The sequence below is a fragment of the Pedobacter roseus genome (assembly GCF_014395225.1).
GTDB lineage: Bacteria > Bacteroidota > Bacteroidia > Sphingobacteriales > Sphingobacteriaceae > Pedobacter > Pedobacter roseus.
The window spans coordinates 1048265-1072432 of the sequence record NZ_CP060723.1; the positions used below are offsets into that span (position 1 = coordinate 1048265).

21 protein-coding genes are annotated in these 24168 nt (G+C 38.2%); 13 read left to right on the forward strand and 8 right to left on the reverse strand.

Annotated elements, in window-relative coordinates:
• Positions 1-294: 294 nt before the first annotated feature.
• From H9L23_RS04830 to H9L23_RS04850, 5 genes are read right to left on the reverse strand one after another with little or no spacing between them, the layout of a single operon-like run.
• Positions 295-2079 (reverse strand): hypothetical protein, encoded by a 1785-nt coding sequence (locus H9L23_RS04830; RefSeq protein WP_187593911.1) that lies wholly within the window; start codon positions 2077-2079, stop codon positions 295-297.
• A gap of 2 nt (positions 2080-2081) precedes the next feature.
• Complete coding sequence (locus H9L23_RS04835) at positions 2082-4214, reverse strand: DUF4175 family protein (RefSeq protein ID WP_187593912.1); 2133 nt, start codon at positions 4212-4214, stop codon at positions 2082-2084.
• Positions 4201-5565: a BatA domain-containing protein gene (locus H9L23_RS04840; protein WP_187593913.1), complete on the reverse strand. Its 1365-nt coding sequence runs from the start codon at positions 5563-5565 to the stop codon at positions 4201-4203. The genes H9L23_RS04835 and H9L23_RS04840 overlap by 14 nt, the downstream gene beginning before the upstream one ends.
• A gap of 2 nt (positions 5566-5567) precedes the next feature.
• The gene (locus H9L23_RS04845) at positions 5568-6455 is read right to left on the reverse strand and encodes a DUF58 domain-containing protein (RefSeq protein WP_246474849.1); all 888 of its coding nucleotides are present in this window, start codon (positions 6453-6455) and stop codon (positions 5568-5570) included.
• The gene (locus H9L23_RS04850) at positions 6455-7501 is read right to left on the reverse strand and encodes an AAA family ATPase (protein ID WP_187593914.1); all 1047 of its coding nucleotides are present in this window, start codon (positions 7499-7501) and stop codon (positions 6455-6457) included. Before H9L23_RS04850 ends, H9L23_RS04845 begins: the two co-directional genes overlap by 1 nt.
• A 103-nt stretch (positions 7502-7604) precedes the next feature.
• Here H9L23_RS04850 and H9L23_RS04855 point away from each other — a divergent pair, with 103 nt between their 5' ends.
• Entirely contained in the window at positions 7605-8234 is a 630-nt protein-coding gene (locus H9L23_RS04855; RefSeq protein WP_025143015.1) for a DUF4159 domain-containing protein, read from the forward strand.
• A gap of 40 nt (positions 8235-8274) precedes the next feature.
• On the opposite strand, the gene H9L23_RS04860 is transcribed toward H9L23_RS04855, so the two are convergent.
• The gene (locus H9L23_RS04860) at positions 8275-8520 is read right to left on the reverse strand and encodes a hypothetical protein (RefSeq protein WP_187593915.1); all 246 of its coding nucleotides are present in this window, start codon (positions 8518-8520) and stop codon (positions 8275-8277) included.
• A gap of 82 nt (positions 8521-8602) precedes the next feature.
• On the opposite strand from H9L23_RS04860, the gene H9L23_RS04865 reads away from it, so the two are divergent.
• The 3 genes from H9L23_RS04865 to H9L23_RS04875 are packed head-to-tail and all read left to right on the forward strand — an operon-like array spanning position 8603 to position 10069.
• On the forward strand, positions 8603-9148 hold the full coding sequence (locus tag H9L23_RS04865) for a TetR/AcrR family transcriptional regulator (RefSeq protein ID WP_187593916.1): 546 nt from the start codon (positions 8603-8605) through the stop codon (positions 9146-9148).
• Positions 9149-9150: 2 nt separating this feature from the next.
• The gene (locus H9L23_RS04870) at positions 9151-9480 is read left to right on the forward strand and encodes a DMT family transporter (RefSeq protein WP_187593917.1); all 330 of its coding nucleotides are present in this window, start codon (positions 9151-9153) and stop codon (positions 9478-9480) included.
• Between the two features lies 1 nt (position 9481).
• Positions 9482-10069 (forward strand): pentapeptide repeat-containing protein, encoded by a 588-nt coding sequence (locus tag H9L23_RS04875; protein ID WP_187593918.1) that lies wholly within the window; start codon positions 9482-9484, stop codon positions 10067-10069.
• Between the two features lie 58 nt (positions 10070-10127).
• Here the strand turns inward: H9L23_RS04875 and H9L23_RS04880 are convergent, their stop codons facing one another.
• The gene (locus tag H9L23_RS04880; RefSeq protein WP_086545325.1) at positions 10128-10595 is read right to left on the reverse strand and encodes an Lrp/AsnC family transcriptional regulator; all 468 of its coding nucleotides are present in this window, start codon (positions 10593-10595) and stop codon (positions 10128-10130) included.
• Positions 10596-10920: 325 nt separating this feature from the next.
• Here H9L23_RS04880 and serC point away from each other — a divergent pair, with 325 nt between their 5' ends.
• The 4 genes from serC (at position 10921) to H9L23_RS04900 (ending at position 14298) form a co-directional block, all read left to right on the forward strand.
• On the forward strand, positions 10921-12018 hold the full coding sequence (gene serC / locus H9L23_RS04885) for a 3-phosphoserine/phosphohydroxythreonine transaminase (protein ID WP_187593919.1): 1098 nt from the start codon (positions 10921-10923) through the stop codon (positions 12016-12018).
• A gap of 11 nt (positions 12019-12029) precedes the next feature.
• Positions 12030-13151, forward strand: a complete 1122-nt coding sequence (locus H9L23_RS04890; protein ID WP_187593920.1) for a DUF1015 family protein — start codon at positions 12030-12032, stop codon at positions 13149-13151.
• Positions 13152-13176: 25 nt separating this feature from the next.
• Entirely contained in the window at positions 13177-13323 is a 147-nt protein-coding gene (locus H9L23_RS04895; RefSeq protein ID WP_187593921.1) for a hypothetical protein, read from the forward strand.
• 183 nt (positions 13324-13506) lie between these two features.
• A complete protein-coding gene (locus H9L23_RS04900) occupies positions 13507-14298 on the forward strand; it encodes a DUF4350 domain-containing protein (RefSeq protein WP_187593922.1) in 792 nt (263 codons plus the stop codon).
• A 4-nt stretch (positions 14299-14302) separates the two neighbouring features.
• Here the strand turns inward: H9L23_RS04900 and H9L23_RS04905 are convergent, their stop codons facing one another.
• Entirely contained in the window at positions 14303-14863 is a 561-nt protein-coding gene (locus tag H9L23_RS04905) for a DUF1543 domain-containing protein (protein ID WP_187593923.1), read from the reverse strand.
• Positions 14864-15339: 476 nt separating this feature from the next.
• Here H9L23_RS04905 and H9L23_RS04910 point away from each other — a divergent pair, with 476 nt between their 5' ends.
• The 5 genes from H9L23_RS04910 to H9L23_RS04930 all read left to right on the forward strand — a co-directional run bounded on the left by H9L23_RS04910 (position 15340) and on the right by H9L23_RS04930 (position 24160).
• Positions 15340-17046 carry an FAD/NAD(P)-binding protein gene (locus tag H9L23_RS04910; protein ID WP_187593924.1) on the forward strand — a complete coding sequence of 569 codons (1707 nt, stop codon included), beginning with the start codon at positions 15340-15342 and terminating at the stop codon, positions 17044-17046.
• Positions 17047-17809: 763 nt separating this feature from the next.
• A complete protein-coding gene (locus tag H9L23_RS04915) occupies positions 17810-20803 on the forward strand; it encodes a SusC/RagA family TonB-linked outer membrane protein (protein ID WP_187593925.1) in 2994 nt (997 codons plus the stop codon).
• A 17-nt stretch (positions 20804-20820) separates the two neighbouring features.
• Entirely contained in the window at positions 20821-22419 is a 1599-nt protein-coding gene (locus H9L23_RS04920; RefSeq protein WP_187593926.1) for a RagB/SusD family nutrient uptake outer membrane protein, read from the forward strand.
• 15 nt (positions 22420-22434) lie between these two features.
• The gene (locus H9L23_RS04925) at positions 22435-23109 is read left to right on the forward strand and encodes a hypothetical protein (protein ID WP_187593927.1); all 675 of its coding nucleotides are present in this window, start codon (positions 22435-22437) and stop codon (positions 23107-23109) included.
• A 10-nt stretch (positions 23110-23119) separates the two neighbouring features.
• A complete protein-coding gene (locus tag H9L23_RS04930; protein ID WP_187593928.1) occupies positions 23120-24160 on the forward strand; it encodes a DUF5007 domain-containing protein in 1041 nt (346 codons plus the stop codon).
• The last annotated feature ends 8 nt before the right edge of the window (positions 24161-24168 follow it).

Genomic DNA, 24168 nt, shown 5'->3' on the forward strand with positions numbered 1-24168 from the left:
AGCCAATTTTGAGGCTAAAAAGGCCAAATTCATTATAACATTTTAGTTTCAAAGCTGAAAAGGAGATGATTTTATATGAAAAGGTATTTTAAACCACAGATATATACTGATAACCACAGATTTTTTGTGTTTTTTTCCTCATTGTCATTCTGAATGCAGTGAAGAATCTTTTATTTTTATTAAGTGATTGCAAATGCGGGGCATCCCCGGCAATTAGTCGTTCTGAGCTTCAGTCCATTTTATATCGGTGAGGGATCCTTCATTGCGTTCAGGATGACAGGCAACACGACTTCTTTAAACCGCCAAAATCCTCGCTTCGTACCATAAAAAAGAAGATGCAAGTAAAAATCCGGCAAAGAACCACCAGATTGAGATCTCTTCTTCTATAACCACATCTTTTAATTGGGTATTATTTTCAGCTGTGCCTAAATTTTTGATAAACTGATGGGTATTGTTTAACGTTTGCTGGTTCTTAAGCGCTTGCCAATCGGTTTTGTCGTAAATGTATATTGGCTCGATGTTTTGGTTTACCTGTAAATTAGTCCAGCCCGACTTTTGAGGCCAATAAAGTGCATCCCATTGGAAAGGAAGTTCCATATTTTGCCGGGGGCTAAGTTGAACGTCATCAACCCTTAAGGTCGGTAATTTGCCGGCAGCTGATAAATCAGTAATTATTCTCGTTTTTTGGTGAACAACAGGAAACTGGGGGAAAATGTTAACTGATTGGATATCGTTTCTTTTTCTTGCCGCATTGGCCAAAAGTTTAGACCAATAGGCGGCATAATCTGTTTTTTCTCCTGATAGTATCCAATTGTATGTCGAAGAAAGTGTGGAAATCAAAATTTTGCCATAACCACTGATGTTGCTGTTTACCAAAGTTTTTCCGCTTGCTTCGGTAATAACCGACTGCTCATTTTGGTTTGTCTTTAAAAATAATCCTTGTTCGAGCGGTAATGGACTAAACTTAAAATGATCCTCTGTAAGGCTTAAATTAAGTGTTTTTCCTTTTAAAGGGGGGATTTCAAAACGGTTGGATTTACCACTCAGCGTTGTTAAAGCTTTTGAACCTGTTACCCTGATCAATAAACCCATTCCATTATTAACGGCAATATTTATCGAGGACCTTTCTCCAGGACTTAAGGCAGCCAATTCTTCTTCATCAATGATCAGGAGGTCGAATTTTTTTAAGGATGAAACATTAATCTGATTGAGATTTATACTATCCAGATTCAGGAAATCGGAAGCATATTTATTTTTACTGATCTGACTTCTGAAAGCCAGCGGATATTGATTTTCGTATAACCAGTTTTTTAAGAATTTATACTCAAAATCTGGAAAAGAAGCTAAAATCAGCACTTTCATCGGTGTCTGATCGCCAACCTGAACCGGAACAGGTTCTTTGGCCAGGGTATCGTTTTTTTGTAAAGCAATTAATTCGTAAACAGCTTTTCCTATTTGTTTAGGATTGGTTTTAAATGAAAAGGATTTATTCGATTTTGCTTCAATAATTGTAGAATCTACTGCTTTTCCCAAACCTTTAAGCACGAGTTTAATCACCTGGTTACTGGTGTTTTGATAGGTTCCCTGAACATTTAGTACATCGCTTGTTTTTAATTTTGCTGACCAATTGGCCGCTACAATACCGTTAGGACTTATTGAAGGGTGGAAATTAACCTGATAGCCTCTTAGATTTTCCAGTTCGGTCTTACTTAAACCATAACCGTAAATATTCAGTTTCCGGATATTTGGATTCGATTTTAATAAATAGGAGAGGTCGGAAATGAGGGTGACTTTCTCGTTTTTTATATCTACCGATGGAAATGCATATTTTTTTCCCTTTAGTTTTGCCACAGAATCGGGGTTTGTGCCATAGGTGAGCAAAATAATTTCATCAGGATTTTGTTTTAGGTGTGTTTCGTATCTGATTGGGACAATTAACAGTACAAAACAGCCTACGGCAACTAAATTCGCTAAAATTCGCCAGATTAATCTGGCCCGGTTTGGCCGCCGCACCTCTTTGTAGAGTAAAAAAGCGATTAATAATAAACCAGCCAGCATAGCGATGTATTTAAATTCCATATCTATTTACCGGCTTTATTTAGGTTATTGAAATAGTCCTGGTACAATGCTGAAGCTGTTCCGGCACTTTGTATTTGTGGTTTGGCTGGTTCAACATTAATCATTTTCTGTATGGCCTGCTGCACCACATCGATATCTTTAAGCATTGGTTTATTTGCTGTGCCTAACCTTCTTAAGCTTGTGAGGGCATTTAAATAGGTTGAGGGATGATCTGCTGCTGCGCCGATCATATATTTTTCTGTTTCGCCAAGCAAAAACCGATCTTGCTCATTAAAATTTTTACCTGTTTTTCGGTTTTCTAATAAGGCAAGTGCCGTTTTTAAATAAGCTGTTCGTTTTTCTTTTTGCTCAAAGGTCATTTTTTGCACAGGCTGTGTAATTTTATCCAGCTCACCACTTAAACGTTTCTCCGGTTTTAAAGCTGAAACTTTAACCGTGGTTTTAGCTACATAGGCCCGCGATTTCTGTTGCAAATCTTTGAGTAATCTCAATGCCTTATATTCGTAAGGTAAAGCTTCCTGTGGTTTGTAAGTCCGCAAACGCAGTTCGGCATTCCACATTTCGGTTAAAACGGCTTTTAATTGCGCTTTCATTTCGGGTTCGAAAAAAGTGGCATCTTCAGCAATATCATGTTTGTGGGCATATTTGTCCATAATAGCGCTAACGTCACCGAATTTTTCTTCTCCACTTTTGTGTTCGCCATGCTCGTCGTGGTCGTCATGATCACCGCCGATTTCGGTTTCATTTTCTTCGCCTAAAAATTGTCCATAGCGCAATCTCAATAATTTCTGATCAATCCCAAGGTCGTTACTTCTGGTTTTAAAAGTTGCAGCAGGCAATGTTGCTTGCTCTTTTAATAATTTCTCGGTATCGATAATGATCTGTCTTTCACTCCTGAAATATTCTGGAACGAGGTTAACGCCATTCGTCATGCCCGCCAAACTCATTAGCTCCGTGGTATCTACGATCGAAACAAAATAAACATCCGAACGGCTCGATTGACCATGATTATCCATGGCTTTAATGAAAAAATAAAGTTCATCACCTGGTTTCATACCAAGGCTTTTTAAATCAATCAGTTTGCTAAGCGTAATGCTTTTTTTGTTGTCGAAACTGGTGTTAAAAGAGAGTTTTTTTTCTGTAAAACTTACACCTTCGCCTTTTCCACTGGCCATAGTTGCCGAAATGAATGCATCGTTCACGCCGTAATCATCGGTGAGTGATACATTTAAGTTAAATTTTTGCGGCTGACCGATATCAATCGTGGTATGCTGTTTGGGCTGCGTAATTTTAATGTTAACCGGCAGATCAGGAATCACTTCGATCTGGTAGAGATCTGATTTTTTGCCATCAAGATCAAGCTGATAAAAACCAGATTTATTGATTGTTTTGCTGTAAGTCCATTGCGTGTGTGCTGCATTTAAAGCTTTTAAAGACGCAATTTCATTATCATTAAAAATAAGTTTTAACTTTTTAATGCCAATGTTCGTTTCAATTTTCCAGTTTATTCTGGCTCCCGTTTCGGCTGCAATTGTAAACTGTTTTTGTTTCCGTTCCCCTTTTCCGGTATAGGCCGGCGGAATGATGGTGGCATTGAAGGTTGAAATCTCTGCAGGTATATTCTCTTTCAGTGCAGGGGCCGGATTTTTGGTTCCCTCAGTAACGGAAGCTGTTTTGCTGATTTGAGGGATTTTTGTAATGCCAAAGCTGATCATCAATGCCAAAACGAGTATCACTAAGCCAAAATACAACCTTTTAACGGGTTCTTTCGGTTGCGCCAAATTTGGGATGATATTTTCTATTTTGTTGCGCTGCAGTTGTTGCAGCATAGATAATTCTGTTTCGTTTTGAAGCAGTAGATCGGCACTTTCTTCCAGTTCGGGATAACGGTTGTTAAGAAACCTCGAAACATCAGAATCAGTAGTTTTCCAAACCGCTTTGCTGAACAATAAAATGGCGGCAACAATGGTGAAAATAAACGCAAAAATCCAGACAGGTAAATGCAGCAGATAAAAACCTGCAACCGATAAAAGTAAAGTAATGCCTAAAGCAATGGCAAGGGTGCCAATCAGGTAAAAACTGATCCACCTTGTTCTCAGCTTACGTATCCAATTTAGTCCTTCAGTTTTTAACATGGTTTGTTTTTTTTCTGAATGATAAAATACGTTCGCCTGCAAAAATCAAAAATGCCGCTATCCAAAATAGATTTCCCAAAGGCTCGTTTTTGATCGTTTTAGCAGCAATCTCTGTTTTATTTTGCTCAATTAATCCATTTTGTGATAGCACACGCTGATCAGCAGGATGGTCTTCAAAGCCAAAACCATTCGAATTTTTGTCCTGGATAACAATTGGCATCAATGCTTTTACAAACAATCCATCCCAAACCAGCTCGTTCCATTGTGGGTTAAAGCGGCTGTAAAAATGAAAAATGTTTAAATTATTGGTCTTGTCCTTTGTTAAAATCGCATTTCCGAAACCGTCTGTCCATATTTTTTCTGCCTGGTGATTTGATTCAATTCTTTTGCTCAATTTAATCAGAAGGCCTTCCAGGTTAATAAATGATGCTGAAGCCACCAACTTCCCTTTTTCGTATTGAAATAATGTTCCATCCGATGTGATCGATGATTTGAAATCTGCTGAAACCGGATTATCTGACAACCAAAAACCAATTGATGCTTTTTCTGCAGCTGCATTGATGATAACTTTCCGCTTAGTGAAACTTTCAATGGCTTTTAAGGCTGCAGTTAAGTATTTACTGTCTGTAATGCCCGGATCTTCATGTATCGCTACTCGTATCGGCTCCTCATCCGACGAATTCAAGGCTTGATAGCTTGTATTGGAAGGATTGGATTTCGCTTCGTACTTTTTTCCTGCATAAGTGGCAATCCAATTGCTTAAAGTATCGCTTTGCTTTAAAGGAACCCAGCTCAGCTTATAATTTACCGCTGGTAGTTCGTTACTAAAATGGTATAAGCGGTGGTCAGCAAAAAAATAAACTTTAGCTGCCGGTGGAATAAATTGATTGGCTGCGCTAAACAATGCGGTATAACTTAAGGTACTAACCTGCTTTGCTTCGTTAAGAGTGGTATCTTTTAAGCTTAATGGTTTAAAACCAACATTAAAATCGTGGATTTCATAACCTTTTCTTAATAATGAATCGATTGTTTTTCGATGCGTTTTAAAAACCCGGGGAAAATTGTTTTTCTCTACTAAAATCCATCCGTTTTTAGTATTGCCAGATACAATTTTTTTAAGATAAGGCTGTGCCAAAAGAAATGCCAGCAGCAGCAAAAGCAAACAGCGCAGTACAAACAAAAGCCAATCGTTAATTTTGAAACTTTTAGAACTGGCGCTCGAACTTTCACCCAACAAAGCAATGCTGCCAATTTTAATGGTTTTACCCTGTTTAACATTCCACAAATGTATAATGAGCGGCACAATGATGCCAGCAAGCGCAAATAAACCTATGGAATATAAAAAATGCAATGTTAAATTTTGAGTTTACTTCTTTGTTTTAAAAAATCTCTTAAAGCCTGATCCAGCGGTTCGTCGGTGGTAATTATCCGGTAAAAAATCCTTCTATCCAGCAGTTTTATCCTGGTTTCTTCCAGATAGGCATTAAGTTTGTTTTGATAGTTGGTCCTTGCTTTCGTTTGATCAATCTGAATGGTTTCTCTTGTTTCCAGGTCTTCGAAAGTCGTATAACCTTTAAAATCCAGATCCAGCTCATTTCTTGATAAAAGATGAAAAACTACGATTTCGTGCCTTAAAGTATTCAACGTATCTAATAATTTAATGATTTCATCGTCTTTTTGATAAAGATCGGTAACGAAAATCAGCAATTCGCGTTTTTGGGCACCGGCAAACAACTCTTTGTAGTGGATAGGTTTGGTAAATGTCCCGTTGGGATGAATCTGCTCCAGCTGGTAAAATAACCTGGCTAAATGCTGGTAATCCTGTTTGGGCGTCATCGAGAAAATACCTGAGTTTTTCAGTACATACAAACCAATCGCATCGCCCTGTAAATTGGCAAGGTAAGCTAAAGAGGCACCGAGGTACCTTGCATAATCTATTTTGGTGAAATCACCATCACTATGGTCCATTGAGGCACTCGCATCGATTAATATGCGTACGGCAATATTCGTTTCTACCTCCGATTCGCGGATGTAATAACGGTCGGAACGGGCAAACATTTTCCAGTCGAGCGAACGCAGGTCGTCGCCGGGCTGATAACTTCTATATTGGCTAAACTCCAATCCCGGCCCCTTTACGGTACTTTTATTAATACCATTCATAAAACCATCAATCGTCATTTTTGCCGATAATGAAAGGTCTTTAATGGCCATCAATATTTTAGGATCGAGCAGCTTACTCATTAAATGTTTGCTTTTGGTTTCGAAATGGCTTTGATCAGTTCGTCGGTTACCTTGTCTGATGATACATTTTCGGCCTCTGCTTTAAAGTTCATCAATACCCTATGGCGTAACACCGGATAGGCCATGGCCTGTAAATCTTCTAAAATTACAGCATATCTACCTTTAAATAAGGCTCTTGCTTTGGCCGTTAAAATCAGCGCCTGTCCTGCCCGTGGACCAGCGCCCCAACGTACCCATTCTTTTACAAAGCTTACGGTTGTGGTATCAGGGCGGGTAGCACGGATGAGGTCACTAACATAAGTAATCAGATCATCACTGATACTTACTTCACGGGTAATGGCTTGTAATTCCTTAATTTCTTCTGCACCGATAATCGGGTTAATTACCGCTTTTTTGCTGCCTGTGGTACTGCTTAAAATCTGTGTTTCCTCGGCTGCGGTAGGGTAACCGATTTTGATGTATAAAAGAAAACGGTCTAACTGTGCTTCTGGCAGGGGGTAAGTTCCGGCCTGTTCAATCGGGTTTTGGGTAGCCAGGATAAAGAACGGACGATCTAAAGGATAGGTTTGCCCGCCGTAGGTTACTTCAAATTCCTGCATGGCCTCCAATAATGCTGATTGTGTTTTGGGTGGCGTCCGGTTTACTTCATCTGCCAGGATAATGTTGGCAAATAAAGGTCCTTTATTAAACTTAAAGAAGCGTTTTCCGGTTACATGGTCTTCTTCGAGTATTTCGGTGCCCACAATATCGGTAGGCATTAAATCGGGTGTAAACTGGATTCTTCTGAAAGAAAGATCTAAAGCCTGCGACATGGTCCTCACCATTAAAGTTTTTGCCAAACCAGGTACACCCTCCAGTAAACAATGCCCGCCGGCCATTAAAGCGATCAGCATTTCTTCAATGATCACATCCTGACCCACAATTACTTTTTGTATTTCGCTTTTTAACAGGGAGATCTTATCGATCAATATTTTTAGGTTGCTTTCTGAACGCTCCAAAATGGTTAATTTTTTAGTTTTACGATATGGTGCTTCAATATAGCGCATATTGGCAGATAGTTTTTAGCCTTGTGGAAAGAATATCAAAAAATTTACAAGATAATTGGCCTAAAAAACCTGATTTATAAAAAATGAAGGTAATTTTAGGGTGATGCAAAGAGCTAAATTTACATTTGCGAGGTTAAAATATAATTCGGGCGACTGGGATACCGATCAACGCATGCCTTCTAATCTCTTAAATTCTCTTCTGGAGTATACCACCATTCCATTGGATGAAGAAGAAAAGATAGTAGAACTGAGCAGTCGCGATTTATTTAAATATCCCTTTTGTTATTTAAGCGGACATAAACTGGTGCAGTTTAGCCAGCAGGAAGCCATAAACTTTAAAACCTATGTGCATAACGGGGGCTTCGTTTTTGTTGACGATTGCAACCATGATATTGATGGTTTATTTGCCCGTTCTTTCGAAACGCAAATGAGCAACCTGTTTGGGCCGCAGGCATTGAAAAAGATTCCCAATAACCATGGTATTTACAATTCCTTTTTCAAATTTGAGAAAGGGCCGCCTACCACTTCCTTTGAATTAAACGGCTGGGGCGATGATCTGGTGCACGATTACCTGAAAGCCATTACCATTAACAACCGGATAGGGGTATTGTACAGCAATAAAGATTATGGCTGCGAATGGGATTACGATTTCAGGAACAAACGTTTTTTAGCAGAGGATAATACCAAATTCGGCGTAAACATTATATTGTATGCCATGGGGATAAACAGTTAGCTTTTTCGTGCTGTCAGATGGTACCTGACAGGTTAGTCTACTACATCAGGTGATAACGATCATCAAAAACCTGCATCACCGTTGCTTTTATACCAAATAGCGCCAGTTTTTCGCAACATTCCGAACTGATGTCCCGCACTGAAACAATCCGTATTACCTTATCGATGTCTTCCAGATCGATAGACCATTCAGAAACACCATCAAATCCTGCAATGGCTAGGGCCACAAGACTTTTATCGCTGGCATTTTCGAGAACGGTAGAGATTATGGTAATGTACGTAGCCATATTTTTGAATTGATTTGTAAATTTTGCACTGCAAATATAATCATAACCTGTAAACAAACCATACGTTCGGTATCTTTGTGTAATGGAAAATCCCTATAAAAGAAAAAAGGAGCCTGAAGTAAGCAAACAGCTCATCTTAGCTGCGGCTGCGGAGATCGGGGCAAAAGATTGGCACCTGGTTACCTTTCAGGCTATTGCCGATAAAACCGGATTAAGCAAAGGCGGTATTATCCACCATTTTAGGAACAAAGAGGAGCTGCTTAAAGAATTGATGGATCAGAGCCTTGCCGAGCTTACCGAGTGGATTATGGAAGAAAAAAAATCTTCGGTTAATGAAGTTGGAAGCCTGGCTTATTTACGTTTTATCATTGATAAAAGTAACGATCTGTTTTACAGAAGGACGATGAAAATTGTTACGCAGGTTGTTCTTTTTAATGTAGATTACCGTAAAACATGGGATGATTGGTTTAGGTTGCACATTGGTAATGGCGATAATAGCGAGCAAGGCATAAAACACCTTATTGTGATGTTGGTTGCAGATGGTTTATGGTATTCGGATAACCTTGGACTTTATGATATCAGCGATCAAAAAAAGCAACAGATTTTAGAAACACTTATAAAACTTTAAGTATGAAATATATTTTCCTGGCCCTGGCTATTATCTCAGAGGTAATTGGTTCGAGCTTTTTAAATGCCAGCAATCAGTTTACTAAACTCATTCCATCGGCTATTACTGTTGTGGCTTATCTGCTTTGTTTCTATTTTCTGTCCATTACCTTAAAATCGATCCCATTGGGTACTGCTTATGCTATATGGGGCGGATTAGGCATTGTTTTAACAGCCATTATATCTGTTGTGGTTTTTAATAATAAATTGGATCTTCCAGCTATTATAGGTATTAGTTTGATTGTTGCCGGAGTAGTGGTATTGAATGTTTTTTCTAAATCAGCATCACATTAAAATGCCAGACACAACACAAACAACAGTTCATCAGCATAAAACTTTTATTGATATCAACTATGCTGGTAAACAGTTACAAAAGCGGGAATTTATAAAATGCGAATTTGTAAGATGTGATTTTTCTAAAAGTGAACTGAGCCATAATGATTTTGTTGACTGCCAGTTTAGCCAGTGTAATTTTTCGCTCACGCAGGTTGTAGGTACAGGTTTTAGCAATATTACCTTCACCGATTGCAAAATCCTGGGGATTGATTTTTCTACCTGTAATAAATTTATGTTTTCTTTTTCTTTTCGGGGCTGCATTTTAGATTATTCTACTTTTTATGGCGCCAAACTGAGAAAAACAGCATTTATAAACTGCTCGTTAAGGGAAGTCGATTTCGAGTCTGCAGATTTATCTCTGGCAGTTTTTAGTAACTGCGACCTCACCGCTACATCGTTTAACCGAACCATTTTAGAGAAAACGGATTTTCGTACAGCACAGCATTTTTCAATCGATCCGGCATTGAATAATATGAAAAAAGCTAAATTTTCTTCGGCTAATCTTGCAGGTTTATTGGATCACTTCAAACTTGATATAGGAGGGTAGGCAGCTATTTTGAATTTGGAGTCGATTCACCTGTTTAAACAATTAATTAGTTAAGCCGCTACAATGCATAGGCTGTTTCTGCCTTTGACTGATTCAGTACCAAAAAACTCTGTATATTTCCTACGTAAGCCAATGCGCCTATATTATCTCTGAGGAAATTATTATAAGAAACCATATCAGGCATGGCCACTTTAAGCATAAAATCGAAATGACCAGTGAGGTGGTAACATTCCATCACTTCAGGGTATTTTTCCATTTCGGCCTTGAATGCCCTAACAATATCTTCTGAGTGCATGGTAAGCTGAATGTGCGGAAAGGCGATAAAATGTGACCTCAGTTTATCAATATCTACAATGGCAACCGTTGATTTGATGTAGCCATTTGTCCGCAGTTTTTTAATGCGCTCTACAATATGGGTCATGCTTTTTCTAAGCTTGCCCGAAACTTCTTTATAGGTTAATAATCCGTCGCGTTGTAAAAGATTTAGGATTTCGATGTCGGTCTGATCAACTTTTTGAGGTTGCATGTAAAATACTTAGTGTATAATTGTTTCTATTTTGTTCGCTTTTGTAAAGCCTAAAAATGGTTAAAATAAGGTATATTTGAGTTAATTTATGATCGTTAAATAAAAATGTACTTAGTGTATATTTTACAATAATAGTGAAAAATTTGGACTGCAAATAAAAATTATATTCTGTCAACTTATTTTCCTGATATGCTAAACCAAATTTTTAGGATGTTTAGGGTTTGTTAAAAAATAATTTTTATCAAAAAAAATGGTTGTTGCCGTATAATTTGCTTAACTACTGATCTTTACATAGTAATTAATTTAACCGAATATTATTTTTCTCATGCCTAAAAAACACAACTTCGGTGCCGGCCCATGCATATTGCCGTCATCTGTAATGGAACAAGCTGCTCAGTCGGTAATCAATTGGGGCGGAATGGGTTTATCCATATTAGAAGTTTCACACCGATCGCCAGAGTTTGAAGATGTGGTACTTAAAACCCAGCTTTTAGTCCGCGAGTTATTATCTGTTCCTGATCACTATTCCGTGCTTTTTTTACAGGGTGGGGCGAGTACACAATTTGCGATGGTTCCAATGAATTTTTTGAGCGCAGGGAAAAAAGCTTCTTACCTTGATACCGGGTATTTTGCGCAGAAAGCGATTAAAGAAGCCAGGTTATTTGGTGAAGTAGAGGTAGTAGCTTCATCGAAAGATAAAAATTATGCTTATATCCCCGATCAGTTTAACCTTGATAAGGCATCTGCTTATATCCATTATACTTCAAACAATACCATCGAGGGAACAGAGGTATTTGATTTTTCTGCTACAGGTGTTCCGGTGATATGCGATATGTCGTCAGATATTTTTTCCAGAAAGATTGATGTTAACGATTTTGACCTTATTTATGCGGGTGCCCAAAAGAATATGGGACCAGCTGGGATGACACTCGTTATTGCTAAAAATGAATTCCTAAATCGGGCAAAAAAAGAAATCCCGTCAATGATGGATTATAGGATATTCCGTGATAACATGAGCATGTACAATACACCACCGGTTTTTTCTATTTATGTAGCCATGCTCAATTTATTGTGGCTTAAAGATCAGGGCGGGGTAAGCGGGATAGAGCAAAGGAATATAGAAAAAGCAAAACTATTATATGCCGAAATAGACCGGAATCCACTTTTTTACGGTACAGCTGATGTTGCACACCGCTCGCGGATGAATGTTACTTATTTAGCTGTTAATAAGGATGTAGAGGCCGGATTCTTAAAGTTTGCGGCAGATCAGGGCATTGTAGGTATAAGAGGCTATAGAACAGTTGGCGGATTTAGGGCTTCACTTTACAACGCGCTCCCGTTATCGAGTGTTGAAGTATTGGTAAATGCCATGGCCACTTTTGAAAAAATATACAGTGATAAAACAGTTCTTGAACTAGAATAATCCGTTAAACGATGATAAAAATCTCGCCATTAAAAGCATTACAGCCAGGCAAAGAAATATTTGATCTGATGATTTCTGATCAGGTAAACGGTAAGGGGCATAAAAATGAGCAGCTTTCTTTTGAAGACCTGCTTCATTTATTTGGATGTGCTTTAGATGACCGGCCTGCTATATATGTTTATGAGTTCTGTGGGGAGTTTGGCAAAATGAGGGGAATCTGGGCCGCTATTGATCTTTCTCAAACGCCTTTAAATGCAATAAAAAGGCACGAAGAAACGGTATCGTCGAAAGTAGAATCGCTTAAAATAGACCGTAAAAATAAGGAGCTGCAAAAATCACCCATTTTATTGGTTCATAAAAAAGACAAAACCTTAGATGCCCTGATTGATTATGTAGTGCGTACACGCAAGCCTTTAGCAAGCGAATGGTCGCAGATGGAACATTTTCTTTATCAGGTATTTGAAGAAGATGTGATTGCAAAATTTACAGATGAATTTATGAAACTTCAGGCGGTTTACCTTGCAGATGGTCATCATCGCCTGGAAGCAGCCTGTTCGCTGCAGAAAAGTACTCCCCAGCAGATTAGTTCGTTGTTTGTTTCTGCCGATGTAATTTCGATAGGTGCCTTTCATCGAGTAGTTTCGGGTGTGGATATTTCTGAGGTGCTGTTGATGGAAAAACTGAAAGAGTATTATGATATCTCAAAAATCTCCAATAACAACCCTTATAAACCTGATCAGAAGAATAGGTTAGGTTTTTATTTTAAAGACGAATGGTATCAGCTGGATTTAAATCAGGCTTCTATGGCATTATCCGTAGTGCCAGATACGGTGATTTTGCAGGATAAAATCCTATCGGCCGTGCTGGGTATCAATAACCCGAAGGAAGATGAAAGATTAGTCTGCTATCCGGATTGCAAATGGTCTGAATTTCTTTCAGCGTTGAACTATAATGAAACTTCAATTGGTTTTTCGCTTTTTCCGATGACGGCAGATGCTTTTATTACCGCTGCCGAAAATGCTGAGTTTTTGCCTCCAAAATCTACCTGGATAGAACCCAAAATCCCTCAGGGATTTATGGCAAGCAGCCAGGTGGCGATAACAGCAAAAGGAGAACAGGTACGGGTAAATTAATGGTTAAACCTATAAAATAAATGATATGTTCGATCTCGATTTAGAAAGTATAGGTCAGATAGTGGCTAGCATTCTGATAATTGCTTTCTTTTTGGTGGCCTTATACAGAAGACGGTTTAAGGTAAACAAGAAAAAAAATGATGGAGAGCAGGATTACCTGCATTGGCTCTAAACCTTGTTCAATCGATTTTAACTGTGCCAGCGTATTTTTTTTATTATGGTAAATCAATTTAGTTTGATATTGAGTAAGTTTTATCGCAAATGGAGCCTCTTTAACTTGATTACAATAATTTGATTATGGTTAAATTTTATACTTTTGGGTAACCGCTCAACTTACAATTTAACCATATATATTATGAAAATGCTTTTTAGAGTTTGTATGCTTTCTTTTTTAATCTGCTCGTCTATTTTGGCAAGCGCACAAACCGTTACTTTAGATTATTTCTTTAACCGCGAAACCCGTAAAGATAAACAGGGTAAAGAAGTGCGTTTTCATTACCTGTGGAACGAGCAGGCAATTAGTGGTTTTTCTATTTTCGGTAATGTATTTAAAAAAGAAGGATTTAAATTGGATTCGCTTGAAACAGCACCAACATTGGCTAATTTAAAAGGAAGTGATGTTTACTTAATTGTAGATCCCGATCGTCCGAAAGAAAATCCTAAACCGAATTACATAGAGGCTGAGCACATTGCTGCAATTTCTACATGGGTAAAGCAGGGTGGGGTATTGGTCATGTTTGCCAACGATAGTGCGAATGTTGAATTGCCACATTTTAATAAACTTGCCAATGTATTCGGTATGCATTTTACCAACGAGATGCAGAACCACGTAATTGATGATGCACATTTTGAAGATGGTGGCATCGTGATTAAAAATAATCCGGTGTTTAAAACGGCCAAAAAAATATTCATGAAAGATGTATGCTCAATCGATACCAAAAACGGTGCAAAACCGGTATTGAAAAATGCGGCGGGTGCAACAGTTATTGCCACTACCAGGTTTGGAAAAGGAAATGTAATTGCCATTGCCGATCCATGGTTGTACGATGAATATGTAAATGGCCGTTTGCCAAAAGAAATGGGTTTCGAAAACGATAAAGCTGCCTATGATCTGGTGGTTTGGTTAAAAAGCCTTGTTAAAAAATAATCGCTTAAAGTTTATCCAGCTTAAAATAGCCTAAATGAATCTCATCTTCAGGTAATCCTGAAGATGGTTTTATTTCAATGTGGTATTTCTGTTTCGCCTCTTCACTTAAAATGTCCTCAATTTTATATATATCATCTACATCGATGCCATATTTTTCGTCGATGTGCGAATTGGCGCCTTTTAAAGAATTGGTTTTAAAAAAAACCGTTTTCTTGGCATCCTGTATGGCTTTGGCCCTTTCATCATGTACCGATAGTACAATATGGTGCTGTTCGTATAATTTGTTGGATAAATAGCCCCCAAGGTTGATAAAGAACAATTTATGTAATGATGGCGGCGTATGCTCGTCCCTTAATTTTATGCTGATTCCGTAATCATCAACCTTGGTTACTTCCCGCCAGCCATCAATATGCAGGCTTGTACCTGTTCCGGGCCAAAATGCTTTAATTTCGGGTACGAGATCTTTAAGTGAATGCGCAATGCCGAAAAAATAGTCGTGCTGCTCTACATTTCGTTTCGGGGCTTTCGAGCCCAGTAAAATCATATATAGTTTTAAATCGTTCATTAGTATATTAGTTCATTGGTCGTTGGTACATTGGTCATTGGTATATTGGTCATTGGTACATTGGTCATTGGTTCAATTGATTATTGATACATCCCAGCATTCCATCATTTAAAATTTAATCATTAATAAAAAACTCACTCATCTTTTAACAGCATTAATCAAAATAGGTTCTTGGGATTTGTTATTTTTCTCATTTTTTAAACTAACAGAGGGACAGAGTTGAAGCAGCTTTCCTTAGTATAATCCCGGTGTTTGATCTTAAAAAGATCCTTCGATTACGCTCAGGATGACAACCGCGAAAGAGTATTGGCCTCACAATGCACAAGTGTTAATCAATTCCATCATCCGTCTTACATTTTCCATAATTTAAGTGGCTATTCATCCGCAACATGATCTTCGGACCTCTAACTTCCGACTTTCGGACTTATTCTACATATACAAAACAATTTCCATTTTTTAAGATTATACAACTATAAATGGATACTAACACAGCAACAAAGAAAATTGCCATCATCGGCGGCGGACCAAGTGGTCTTTTTATGTATAAAAGGTTAACAGAGTCTGAAAGCACTGATTTTGAAATCAGCATATTCGAACGTAAGGATTACCTCGGTGCGGGTATGCCATACAGTGCTGAGGGGGCAAATGTAGAGCATATTACAAATGTATCAGATAATGAAATCCCCATTATCTATAATTCTATTGAAGATTGGGTAAAAATTGCACCAAAATCGATTTTAAAAAAGTTTAACATTGATGAGGAGAAATTTAATGAATATAAGGTGTTGCCGAGGTTATTTTTCGGCGAGTATCTTTCTGCCCAGTTCAATTTATTAAAAAAAGCTGCAGAAAAAAAAGGCATTAAAACCCATGTTCATTTAAACTGTGTGGTAGAAGATATTATCGATTTACCAGCAGATAATAAAGTAGCAGTATGTGTTCAAAATGAAGATAAATCCTATTTTGATCAGCTTGTAATCTGTACGGGGCACAATTGGCCAAAGAAATATGAAGGCCGTATCCCAAATTACTTCGATTCGCCATATCCTCCCAAAAAACTTGAGTTAAAACTAAACCATACTGTGGGCATTATGGGTTCGTCGTTAACGGCAATAGATGCCCTGAGAACATTAGCCAGGGAAAATGGAAAGTTTGAAGACAATGAGGATGGAACTTATTCCTACCAATTGGCGAGCGAGGGTTTTAAAATAGTGATGCACTCGCGGAGCGGTTTGTTGCCGGCCATCAGGTTTCATTTAGAAGATTCGCACCTGGGGAAAGATGAAACATTGAGCAAGACCGAAATTCATGAAAGTATAGCCGAGAATGGAGGTTTTTTACCTTTAGATTTTGTGTTTGAGAAGAATTTCAAAGAAATATTTATTAAAAAAGATCCTGCTTTTTATGAGCAGATCAAAGATATGGACCTCGAAGCTTTTGTAGCGGCCATGATGGGCTACAGGGAAAAGATGGAACCCTTTGAATTATTTAAAAAAGAATATGATGAGGCCGAAAAATCAATTGAAAAGAGAAAATCCATTTATTGGAAAGAAGCTTTGGCTGTTTTAAGTTTTGCGATGAATTATCCGGCAAAATATCTTTCAGCAGAAGATATGGAAAGGCTTCAAAAAGTATTAATGCCCTTAATTTCTATTGTAATTGCGTTTGTACCCCAAAGCTCGTGCAGGGAACTGTTGGCCTTACACGAAGCCGGCGTATTGAGTATTGTTGCTGTTGGAGATGATGCTAAGGTAGAACCTTTAAAAACTGGCGGTGCAGATTATCATTATGAAATAAACGGCGAAAAAATGGTTAAACACTTCGATACCTTTGTTGATTGCATCGGTCAGCCGCACCTTTCTTTTAATGATTTCCCATTTAAAAGCCTTATCAATAACGGAACGTTAAGCCCTGCAAGGTTAAAGTTTAAATCTGCAGAAAGTGGAAAAACTGAAATGAAGAATAACGATTTAGTAACCAAAGAGGAGGACAATACTTACTTTTTAACGGTGCCTGGAATTACGATAAATGATCATTTTCAGGTAGTCGATAAAAGTGGTGTTCCGAACAAAAGAATTTACATAATGGCCGTTCCTTACATTGGTGGTTATAACCCCGATTATTCCGGAATCGACTTTTGTGAAGCCGCATCAGAGGCCGTGATTAACAGCATTTTGCGCTAAAAAACTAAAACAATTTTTTATTACTTCAGCCAATCTCTTAAAAAAAATTAAGAGATTTTTTTGTTTTAATGTTTTGATAATCAATACTTTATTTTTTTAGCTGTTTTGTGTGTTTTAAAAAAAACAAACGTTTGCGCTTAGTTTGTGCGCTGTAATTTTTAATGTCATTTTTCGGAACTATTGCTTGTATTTAAAAATCTATGTTCAAGTGAAATCTGATTACATGGGGATAATTTTTGCGATCACTATAATTGTCATTTTAATGTTTTTTTAAACATGGTACGCAATAATAGAATATTGCTTTTGTAAAAACTTATCAATACACAAGTCTTATAGGTTTTAAAATCGCTTAGGTGCCTATAATTAAGTGATTAAAGCATTTTTTTAGGCAAACGTTTGCGTTGAAAAAAATAAAAATCCAGTTTTCTTAATCTATACCTTGCATTAACAAATCATAACTAGCCGATATTTTATTTTAGTGTACGAGCAAAAAGATCCTGCTAACCACAGGAGTAATTAACTAATAAAATAACCTCTAACCAAGGAATAACAAACAAGCAATAACTAAACCGTTCATGGTTCTGACTATTTGGACTGTGAATTAACATTAATCATCCTAATATCATCCGTATGTTCAAAAAATTTACTTTTTGTCTCCTGGCATTGCTATGCCCAAAAAAAACAAATGAAGGTAATTTCTTAATTACTTTTTAAGCAACAGAGTTTCTTCTTTAAACAAAAAAATCAAACAAAAACTAATCAAATGGTTAAAATTTACACAAGCATTTGTTTTGCCTTGTTTTTATCTGTTTTTGGATTTCAATCTTCATACGCCAACGAGGCACTGATTAAGAGGATCAACAGCAACTATTTTGCCTTTCAGCAAGATACCTCAAAATCTAAAAAAGATTTATCCGCTAACGCCGTAAAAACAGATACGATTGGACAAATGATCAGGGCGTTGCAAAAATTTAAAACAGTACGCGATACGGTTAACATCCGTTCGTCTGCACCAGTTCCAAACCTGTCGCTACAGCAGATTATTAAAGGCAATTTGGCTGGGGTTTATGTACAGGAACCAAACGGAGAACCTGGAACCGAGCAAAGTATTATTATACAGGGTACATCGGGCTTACTATTTAATAAAAAAGATATTTACGCTTTACAGCCAGCTATCTACTTAAATGGTGTGCCTTTAGTGGCCGATAATCCATTTGCTTTCGATGTGCAGAAATATGATTACAACAGGATTGGGCCTGCCACCAATTTATTATCACAGGTTGATATTAATAATATACAATCGATTACGGTAATTAAAGATCCTTTCGAATTAGCGAAACTTGGTCCGAATGCAGCTAATGGAGCAATTTACATTACCACCAAAAATGCCAGGGCAGGTCTTAGAGACATTAGCCTTAACTCTTATTTTGGTTATGTAACCGCTCCACAGGTAAATACTGTTAACGGGGTTTACGAAAATAATTTCAGAGGTCAGTTTTATAAAAAATATAACCCTACCGGCAGTCCGGCTTCTTATTTACGCGATTCTACCAATGTGGCTTATTTCGGCCCCTCAAACTGGACGGATCTGTATTATCAGAATACGCCGACTTTTTCTGCTGATTTGGGTATTACAGGAGGTACCGAAAGGGCAAATTTTAGGTTTTTTGGTTCAGGTACAAAAAATGCCGGAAATGCGGATGATACGGGTTTAGAGCGATACAATTTGTTTTTCGGGATCAATATGGCGCCTTTTAAATGGCTTACGGTATCAAGCACGGTTAATACGGCCCGTTTAGACCGTACCCGGAATAAAAGTTTGCGCGATCGTTTTGCCGAAACACGCTATATTCCGGATTTAAGCAGTCCGCTTTCTCCAAATTCAGATTCGTATGCTACATATTTAACTCAAAATGATAGAAATGTAGATAACAACCGCTCTACGGTATTAAACGGAAACCTAACCTTAAGTGCAAAGGTGAATAAGTTTGTAATCTCTACCACAGGTTTGTTCAATTACAATGAAGGAATCAGGGATTACTTTATACCATCAACTTTGTTGGCAGGCATCAGTTATATTTCTAACTATTTTGGTTATAGCCAAAGGGTTTCCATTAACAATAACATTAGCTATAAATATGATATTAATAAAAATCATGTTATAGATTTTGAACTTGGACAAAGCTTACAGGGCGATACCTATAAATATAATTATGCAAGAGCCTACAATGGTCCTAATGATTATGTTAAACTGACTTTTGTAGATGGTAACCCAACCAAAGACGGAGCAGATAATCCTGATTACTTAAATGTACTGGCCAATGGTAATTTTTATGTTTTCAGGTATATTGATAAGGAGCGTAATAATTTAATGTCGTTTTATGGCTCTGCAAAATATGCTTATAAAAACCTGTTCACCTTAAGTGCATTGTTGAGAAGAGATGGTGCTTCAAATGGTCAGCCAGATAGCCGTTGGGTAACTACACCAGCATTTAATGTCAACTGGAATTTAAAACAACAGTTTTTAAAAGACAATAAAGTAATCGATGCATTGCATTTAAGTGCAGGCTGGGGCAGAACTTTGAGGATTTTCCAGGATGACCGTTTTGCTGCAGGGCCACAGTACCGTTCAGAAAATGGATGGGAAGAAGAGCCAACTATACCGGGCTATGGTGGTTTGCTGGGTATTAACCGTCCATACAACAGTGGTTTTATTGGTTATAACATCAGTTTACCTTATGCAGATCGTACCAGTGTAACTTTAGATGCATCGTTTTTAAACAGTCGGGTTAATGCTGCGGTAACGGTATATAACCGTGACGATAAAAACAGCGTAATCGGTTTACCTGTAGCCGTTGAAACAGGTTATTCTACCCAATACAAATCGGGTATGGATATTAATAATAAAGGGGTAGAATTTTTGGTTAACGGCGCGGTGTTACAACAGCGTGATGGCTTAAACTGGAATACCGGTTTGAACCTGAGTTATAATAAGAATAAGCTGTCGGCATTGCCTGATGGTTTAAATGAATTAATTTATCAGAACGATAATAAGTTACAGGTAGGAAAATCGGTAGGCAGTTATTGGTTATACACCAACCAGGGCATTTATAACAGCGATGCTGAAGTACCTGCAGGCAGAACTTTTAATGGTATTCCCTTAAAAGCTGGCGATCCGAAATGGGTTGATTACAATAACGATAACCGCATCGATAGTAAAGACAAGGTATTAACCGGCGATAGATTACCAAAGTTTGTGGGTGGCTGGAACAATACCCTTGCTTACAAAAACTTCGATTTAAACTTCAATTTCATTTTTGCTGCTGGACAAAAAGCCATTAACCAGTACGAGGCAACCCGTTACGGTTTTGTAAACCGCGAGGCCGGAAACGATATCAACTCGGTTAAAGAAGTTTCTTCTTGGCAATCGTTCGATAACGAGAAAAATTATCCGATTTACAATCCATGGAGCCCGGTAGATCCTTACCGTACGGATCAGGATCTGTTTTTAGAAAGTGCTTCTTATGTGAAATTAAGATCGGTTACCCTGGGATACGATTTTAGCAAAACAGGTTTATTCAAAAAAGCTGGTGGGAAAATCAGGAGAGCTTATTTATATGCTACAGCCTTAAACGTATTTACCCTGACCGATTTTTCGGGAGTTGATCCAGAACTGATCAATTACAATGGAATATACGACGGTGCTAATATCACCATCCCACGAACATTTGTTTTAGGCTTCAAACTCGATTTATAAAATATACCATTATTGATATGAATTATTCTAATTATAAAATTAGTATCTACAGGTCGGTTACCCTTTTGTTAATACTAACCATGGTTGGTATGGGCAATTTCTCCTGTAAGAAAATTGATGATGTACAATCAACAAGATTAGCCACCGAAGAAACCAACTGGAAAACCCTTGAAGATGCGAAGGCAAATTTACTTTCAGTATATGGCTTAATGCGTTCGGCTACGGTATCAGATAATACCCATTGGTTAATGGGCGATTTACGTCAGGGTGATTTTCAGATTACCAACCGTGCTGATTTAAAATCTATTGTTACAGGGCAGTTAAATGCACAATATCCGGTGATTAACAGGATTACCAACTGGCGCAGGTTTTATGCCGTAGTTAATGCAGCGAGTTTATTTATCGAACGCTCTAAGCAGATTATCCCTTTAGATTCGCGTTATACCACAATAAACAATAATGTAGATGTAGCGCAGGCCAGAATATTAAGGGCATTTGCTTATTTCTACATGGTAAGGATCTGGGGAGATGTGCCTTTGTTAACTTCATCTCATGATGGTGATTTTGTGCAACTACCTAGATCAAGCAAAGAAAAGGTTTTACAGTTTGCTACAACCGAACTATTGGCTGCAGCGCAGGTAGTACCTTTTAAATATGGCGGCGATGACCCTATTTTACCTGGCCTTTATTATGGCGCAGGCTGGGCAAGCTGGAACGGTAATATTTTTACCCGCTTATCAGCCTATATTATTTTGGCCCACATTGCGGCCTGGCAGGGCAATTACCTGGATGCAGCTACCTATTCCAAATTTGTATTGGATAACTACACCAAATCTAACGGTAGCGGTTCTAACGGGATTGTTTATTTAGATATGGACGCCCTAACGGAGAACGTAAATTACTATAGTCCATTTGCTTTTAAACGTGCAACGGTATTGGTTGGCTTCCCATTCGAGGCAGGTAATGGTTTATCAACAGCAAACGGCCATATTGAGCAGTTAACCCTGGCATCGCCGTTTATCCCAAAAACACAACCTGAGATGTTTGTGCCAAAAGATAGTATCCTTAAAATATTTACTGATCCCGGAGATTTAAGGTTTAGCGTTAACCCTGCTACAGGCTTATACCGTACAAATTATTTTTACAACTTCCCTTCTGAGCAGCCCATTTTTAACAAAATAAAAGTGATTTACACGGCTCAAACTTCTGGTAATTTAACCCTTTTTAGTTCAACCATGCTGTTTAGCCGTATAGAGGAGATTACCTTACTTAGGGCTGAAGCCTGTGCGGTATTGGGCCAACGCGATGAAGCCATTTCGGCATTAAATAAAGCAGCGAATTTAAGAGGGACGGTTACTTACGACCCTGCATCGGGCAAAGATTTGGTTAATGCCATTTTTGAAGAACGCAGAAGAGAATTAATGGGCGAAGGCTGGAGATGGTACGACATTGTACGTTACAATAGACTTAAAAATGCTACGGGCACCTTTATTAAGAAAAACGGCGTGCCGCTTACATTCACACAGTTTGAGCGTGCAGGTGGTATTTACTGGCCAGTTTCTCAAGATGTAATCAATGCAAATCCGTCGGTTACCCAAAATCCATACTGGCAATAATCAATCCGAAAGATCATGAAAAAGAAATTATATAAGCATAGCCTATTGTTGCTGATAGCCGTAATGGGTATTTATTTAAGTGCCTGCAAAAAAAGCGATTCTCCTTATTACGATTATACCAATACGGTACAAACTTATAAAGGAACCGCAGTGGATTATTTGAGATCGAAACCAAACACTTTTGATTCGCTGCTTTTGGTATTGGACCGTTTTCCTTTTTTAAAGGATTCTTTAACCAATCAGAAAGTAACCCTGTTTGCACCGGTAAATGAAAATTTTGCAGCATCGGTTAAATATTTGAACCAAACCAGAAAAGCGGAAGGAAAAACACCTATTTATTTAAGCACTGCAGATCCGTTGGAACTGGCCTTTATGCTTTCAAAATATATTGTAAGGGGCAATCTAACTTCTTCTGTTTATGCCAGTACGGTTGATGGAATTTCGGTAACTACAGTAGCTTCTAATTATCCTATGCATGTTAAAGCGCTACAGGCAGATGCCTCTGGTTTTGTAGGTGGGGGTGCTACTACACTCGAATATAGCGATATGTATGGTTCAACCATCAGGCTCAACTGGGTAACTACCAATACCAACGCCATTAACATTAAAACCAATAATGCAACCATAAACATTTTAACCCCGCTGCACAATTTTGGGTTTGATGAATTTACATACAGATTAGACCAATAGCCTTATGAAGATGAAAACTAAAAAATACTTTCTTAGTGTAGCTATAATGCTAACAGGCATGATGCTCGTATTGGTATCGTGTAAGAAAAATTTACCGGATAACAGGTTGTCTATTGCCAATGATAGCCAGTACACACAGTTTCTATATCAGCCAACATTGGGTAGAAATACCTTATTTACCAACAATTTTACCTACGGCAATTCAAGCAGGCCTTTGGATTTTAAAATTGTGAATATGCGCACTTTTGGTGGCGAGCCTGCTCCCGAACTCACCAAACTTTATCCTGTTAAAGTATGGAAAACAGCTTATGATGGTACCGAAAAAACGCTTGCCGAAATTGAGGCCAAACGCGTAATCGAAAACCACCCTTTATTTGAAGTACGTCCGCATTCCGGTGAATTTTTAATGTGGGCAGAAGCCAATTCGAACATGATTAAAGCGCAACCAGATTCGGGTTATGTTTTTGATGTAGAAATGTCGAACACCGGTGGGAGGAAATATTTTCAGAATTTCCGTCTTAGCCCACTGCGCGAACGTCCTTATGAGCCATCACCACTTGATCCGGTTACAGGGCAGGGAACATCAACCTCTGTTAGTCCGGCAGGATTATTTATTACCGGTACAAGAACCAATCAGTTCTTATCATCGAATGATGTAGCCGTGGTGTTTAATAAACTGCCAAAAGGTTTACCAGGCTATTCAGGTCATAGCATCAGTTTCAAATTTATAGATACGCTGGCGCAGGTTATCGATCCGAATAAGTTCGCTTTAACCGATTGGGGCAATTTGGTACATGGTTTCAATATGGTAAAAGATGCCACCAAAGTGAAGTTTGACGTGGCTTACCCTATTCCCTTAACCGCATATCCTACCAAATACACCGCAACCGATGGTGGCGCAGCAAGGGTTGTATTCAGATTCGACAGGCAGGCATTTGGCGCGGCCTTGCTCCATTGTTATCTCGCCCTAAATTTCAAGATCTACGAGGAGGGGGATTGGGAAATTATCTTTCAGTTCAAGAACGACCGACCAAAATTTGATAACGACTGATGAAACAA

What these genes read in the sequence shown, in the direction of transcription:
- H9L23_RS04920 (WP_187593926.1), top strand. Translation starts at nt 20,821, where the DNA reads ATGAATTATTCTAATTATAAAATTAGTATCTACAGGTCGGTTACCCTT.
- H9L23_RS04910 (WP_187593924.1), top strand. Translation starts at nt 15,340, where the DNA reads ATGGATACTAACACAGCAACAAAGAAAATTGCCATCATCGGCGGCGGA.
- H9L23_RS04835 (WP_187593912.1), bottom strand. Translation starts at nt 4,214, where the DNA reads ATGTTAAAAACTGAAGGACTAAATTGGATACGTAAGCTGAGAACAAGG.
- H9L23_RS04915 (WP_187593925.1), top strand. Translation starts at nt 17,810, where the DNA reads ATGGTTAAAATTTACACAAGCATTTGTTTTGCCTTGTTTTTATCTGTT.
- H9L23_RS04895 (WP_187593921.1), top strand. Translation starts at nt 13,177, where the DNA reads ATGTTCGATCTCGATTTAGAAAGTATAGGTCAGATAGTGGCTAGCATT.
- H9L23_RS04855 (WP_025143015.1), top strand. Translation starts at nt 7,605, where the DNA reads ATGCAAAGAGCTAAATTTACATTTGCGAGGTTAAAATATAATTCGGGC.
- H9L23_RS04875 (WP_187593918.1), top strand. Translation starts at nt 9,482, where the DNA reads ATGCCAGACACAACACAAACAACAGTTCATCAGCATAAAACTTTTATT.
- H9L23_RS04865 (WP_187593916.1), top strand. Translation starts at nt 8,603, where the DNA reads ATGGAAAATCCCTATAAAAGAAAAAAGGAGCCTGAAGTAAGCAAACAG.
- H9L23_RS04870 (WP_187593917.1), top strand. Translation starts at nt 9,151, where the DNA reads ATGAAATATATTTTCCTGGCCCTGGCTATTATCTCAGAGGTAATTGGT.
- H9L23_RS04900 (WP_187593922.1), top strand. Translation starts at nt 13,507, where the DNA reads ATGAAAATGCTTTTTAGAGTTTGTATGCTTTCTTTTTTAATCTGCTCG.
- H9L23_RS04925 (WP_187593927.1), top strand. Translation starts at nt 22,435, where the DNA reads ATGAAAAAGAAATTATATAAGCATAGCCTATTGTTGCTGATAGCCGTA.
- H9L23_RS04890 (WP_187593920.1), top strand. Translation starts at nt 12,030, where the DNA reads ATGATAAAAATCTCGCCATTAAAAGCATTACAGCCAGGCAAAGAAATA.
- serC (WP_187593919.1), top strand. Translation starts at nt 10,921, where the DNA reads ATGCCTAAAAAACACAACTTCGGTGCCGGCCCATGCATATTGCCGTCA.
- H9L23_RS04880 (WP_086545325.1), bottom strand. Translation starts at nt 10,595, where the DNA reads ATGCAACCTCAAAAAGTTGATCAGACCGACATCGAAATCCTAAATCTT.
- H9L23_RS04850 (WP_187593914.1), bottom strand. Translation starts at nt 7,501, where the DNA reads ATGCGCTATATTGAAGCACCATATCGTAAAACTAAAAAATTAACCATT.
- H9L23_RS04860 (WP_187593915.1), bottom strand. Translation starts at nt 8,520, where the DNA reads ATGGCTACGTACATTACCATAATCTCTACCGTTCTCGAAAATGCCAGC.
- H9L23_RS04930 (WP_187593928.1), top strand. Translation starts at nt 23,120, where the DNA reads ATGAAAACTAAAAAATACTTTCTTAGTGTAGCTATAATGCTAACAGGC.
- H9L23_RS04905 (WP_187593923.1), bottom strand. Translation starts at nt 14,863, where the DNA reads ATGAACGATTTAAAACTATATATGATTTTACTGGGCTCGAAAGCCCCG.
- H9L23_RS04845 (WP_246474849.1), bottom strand. Translation starts at nt 6,455, where the DNA reads ATGAGTAAGCTGCTCGATCCTAAAATATTGATGGCCATTAAAGACCTT.
- H9L23_RS04830 (WP_187593911.1), bottom strand. Translation starts at nt 2,079, where the DNA reads ATGGAATTTAAATACATCGCTATGCTGGCTGGTTTATTATTAATCGCT.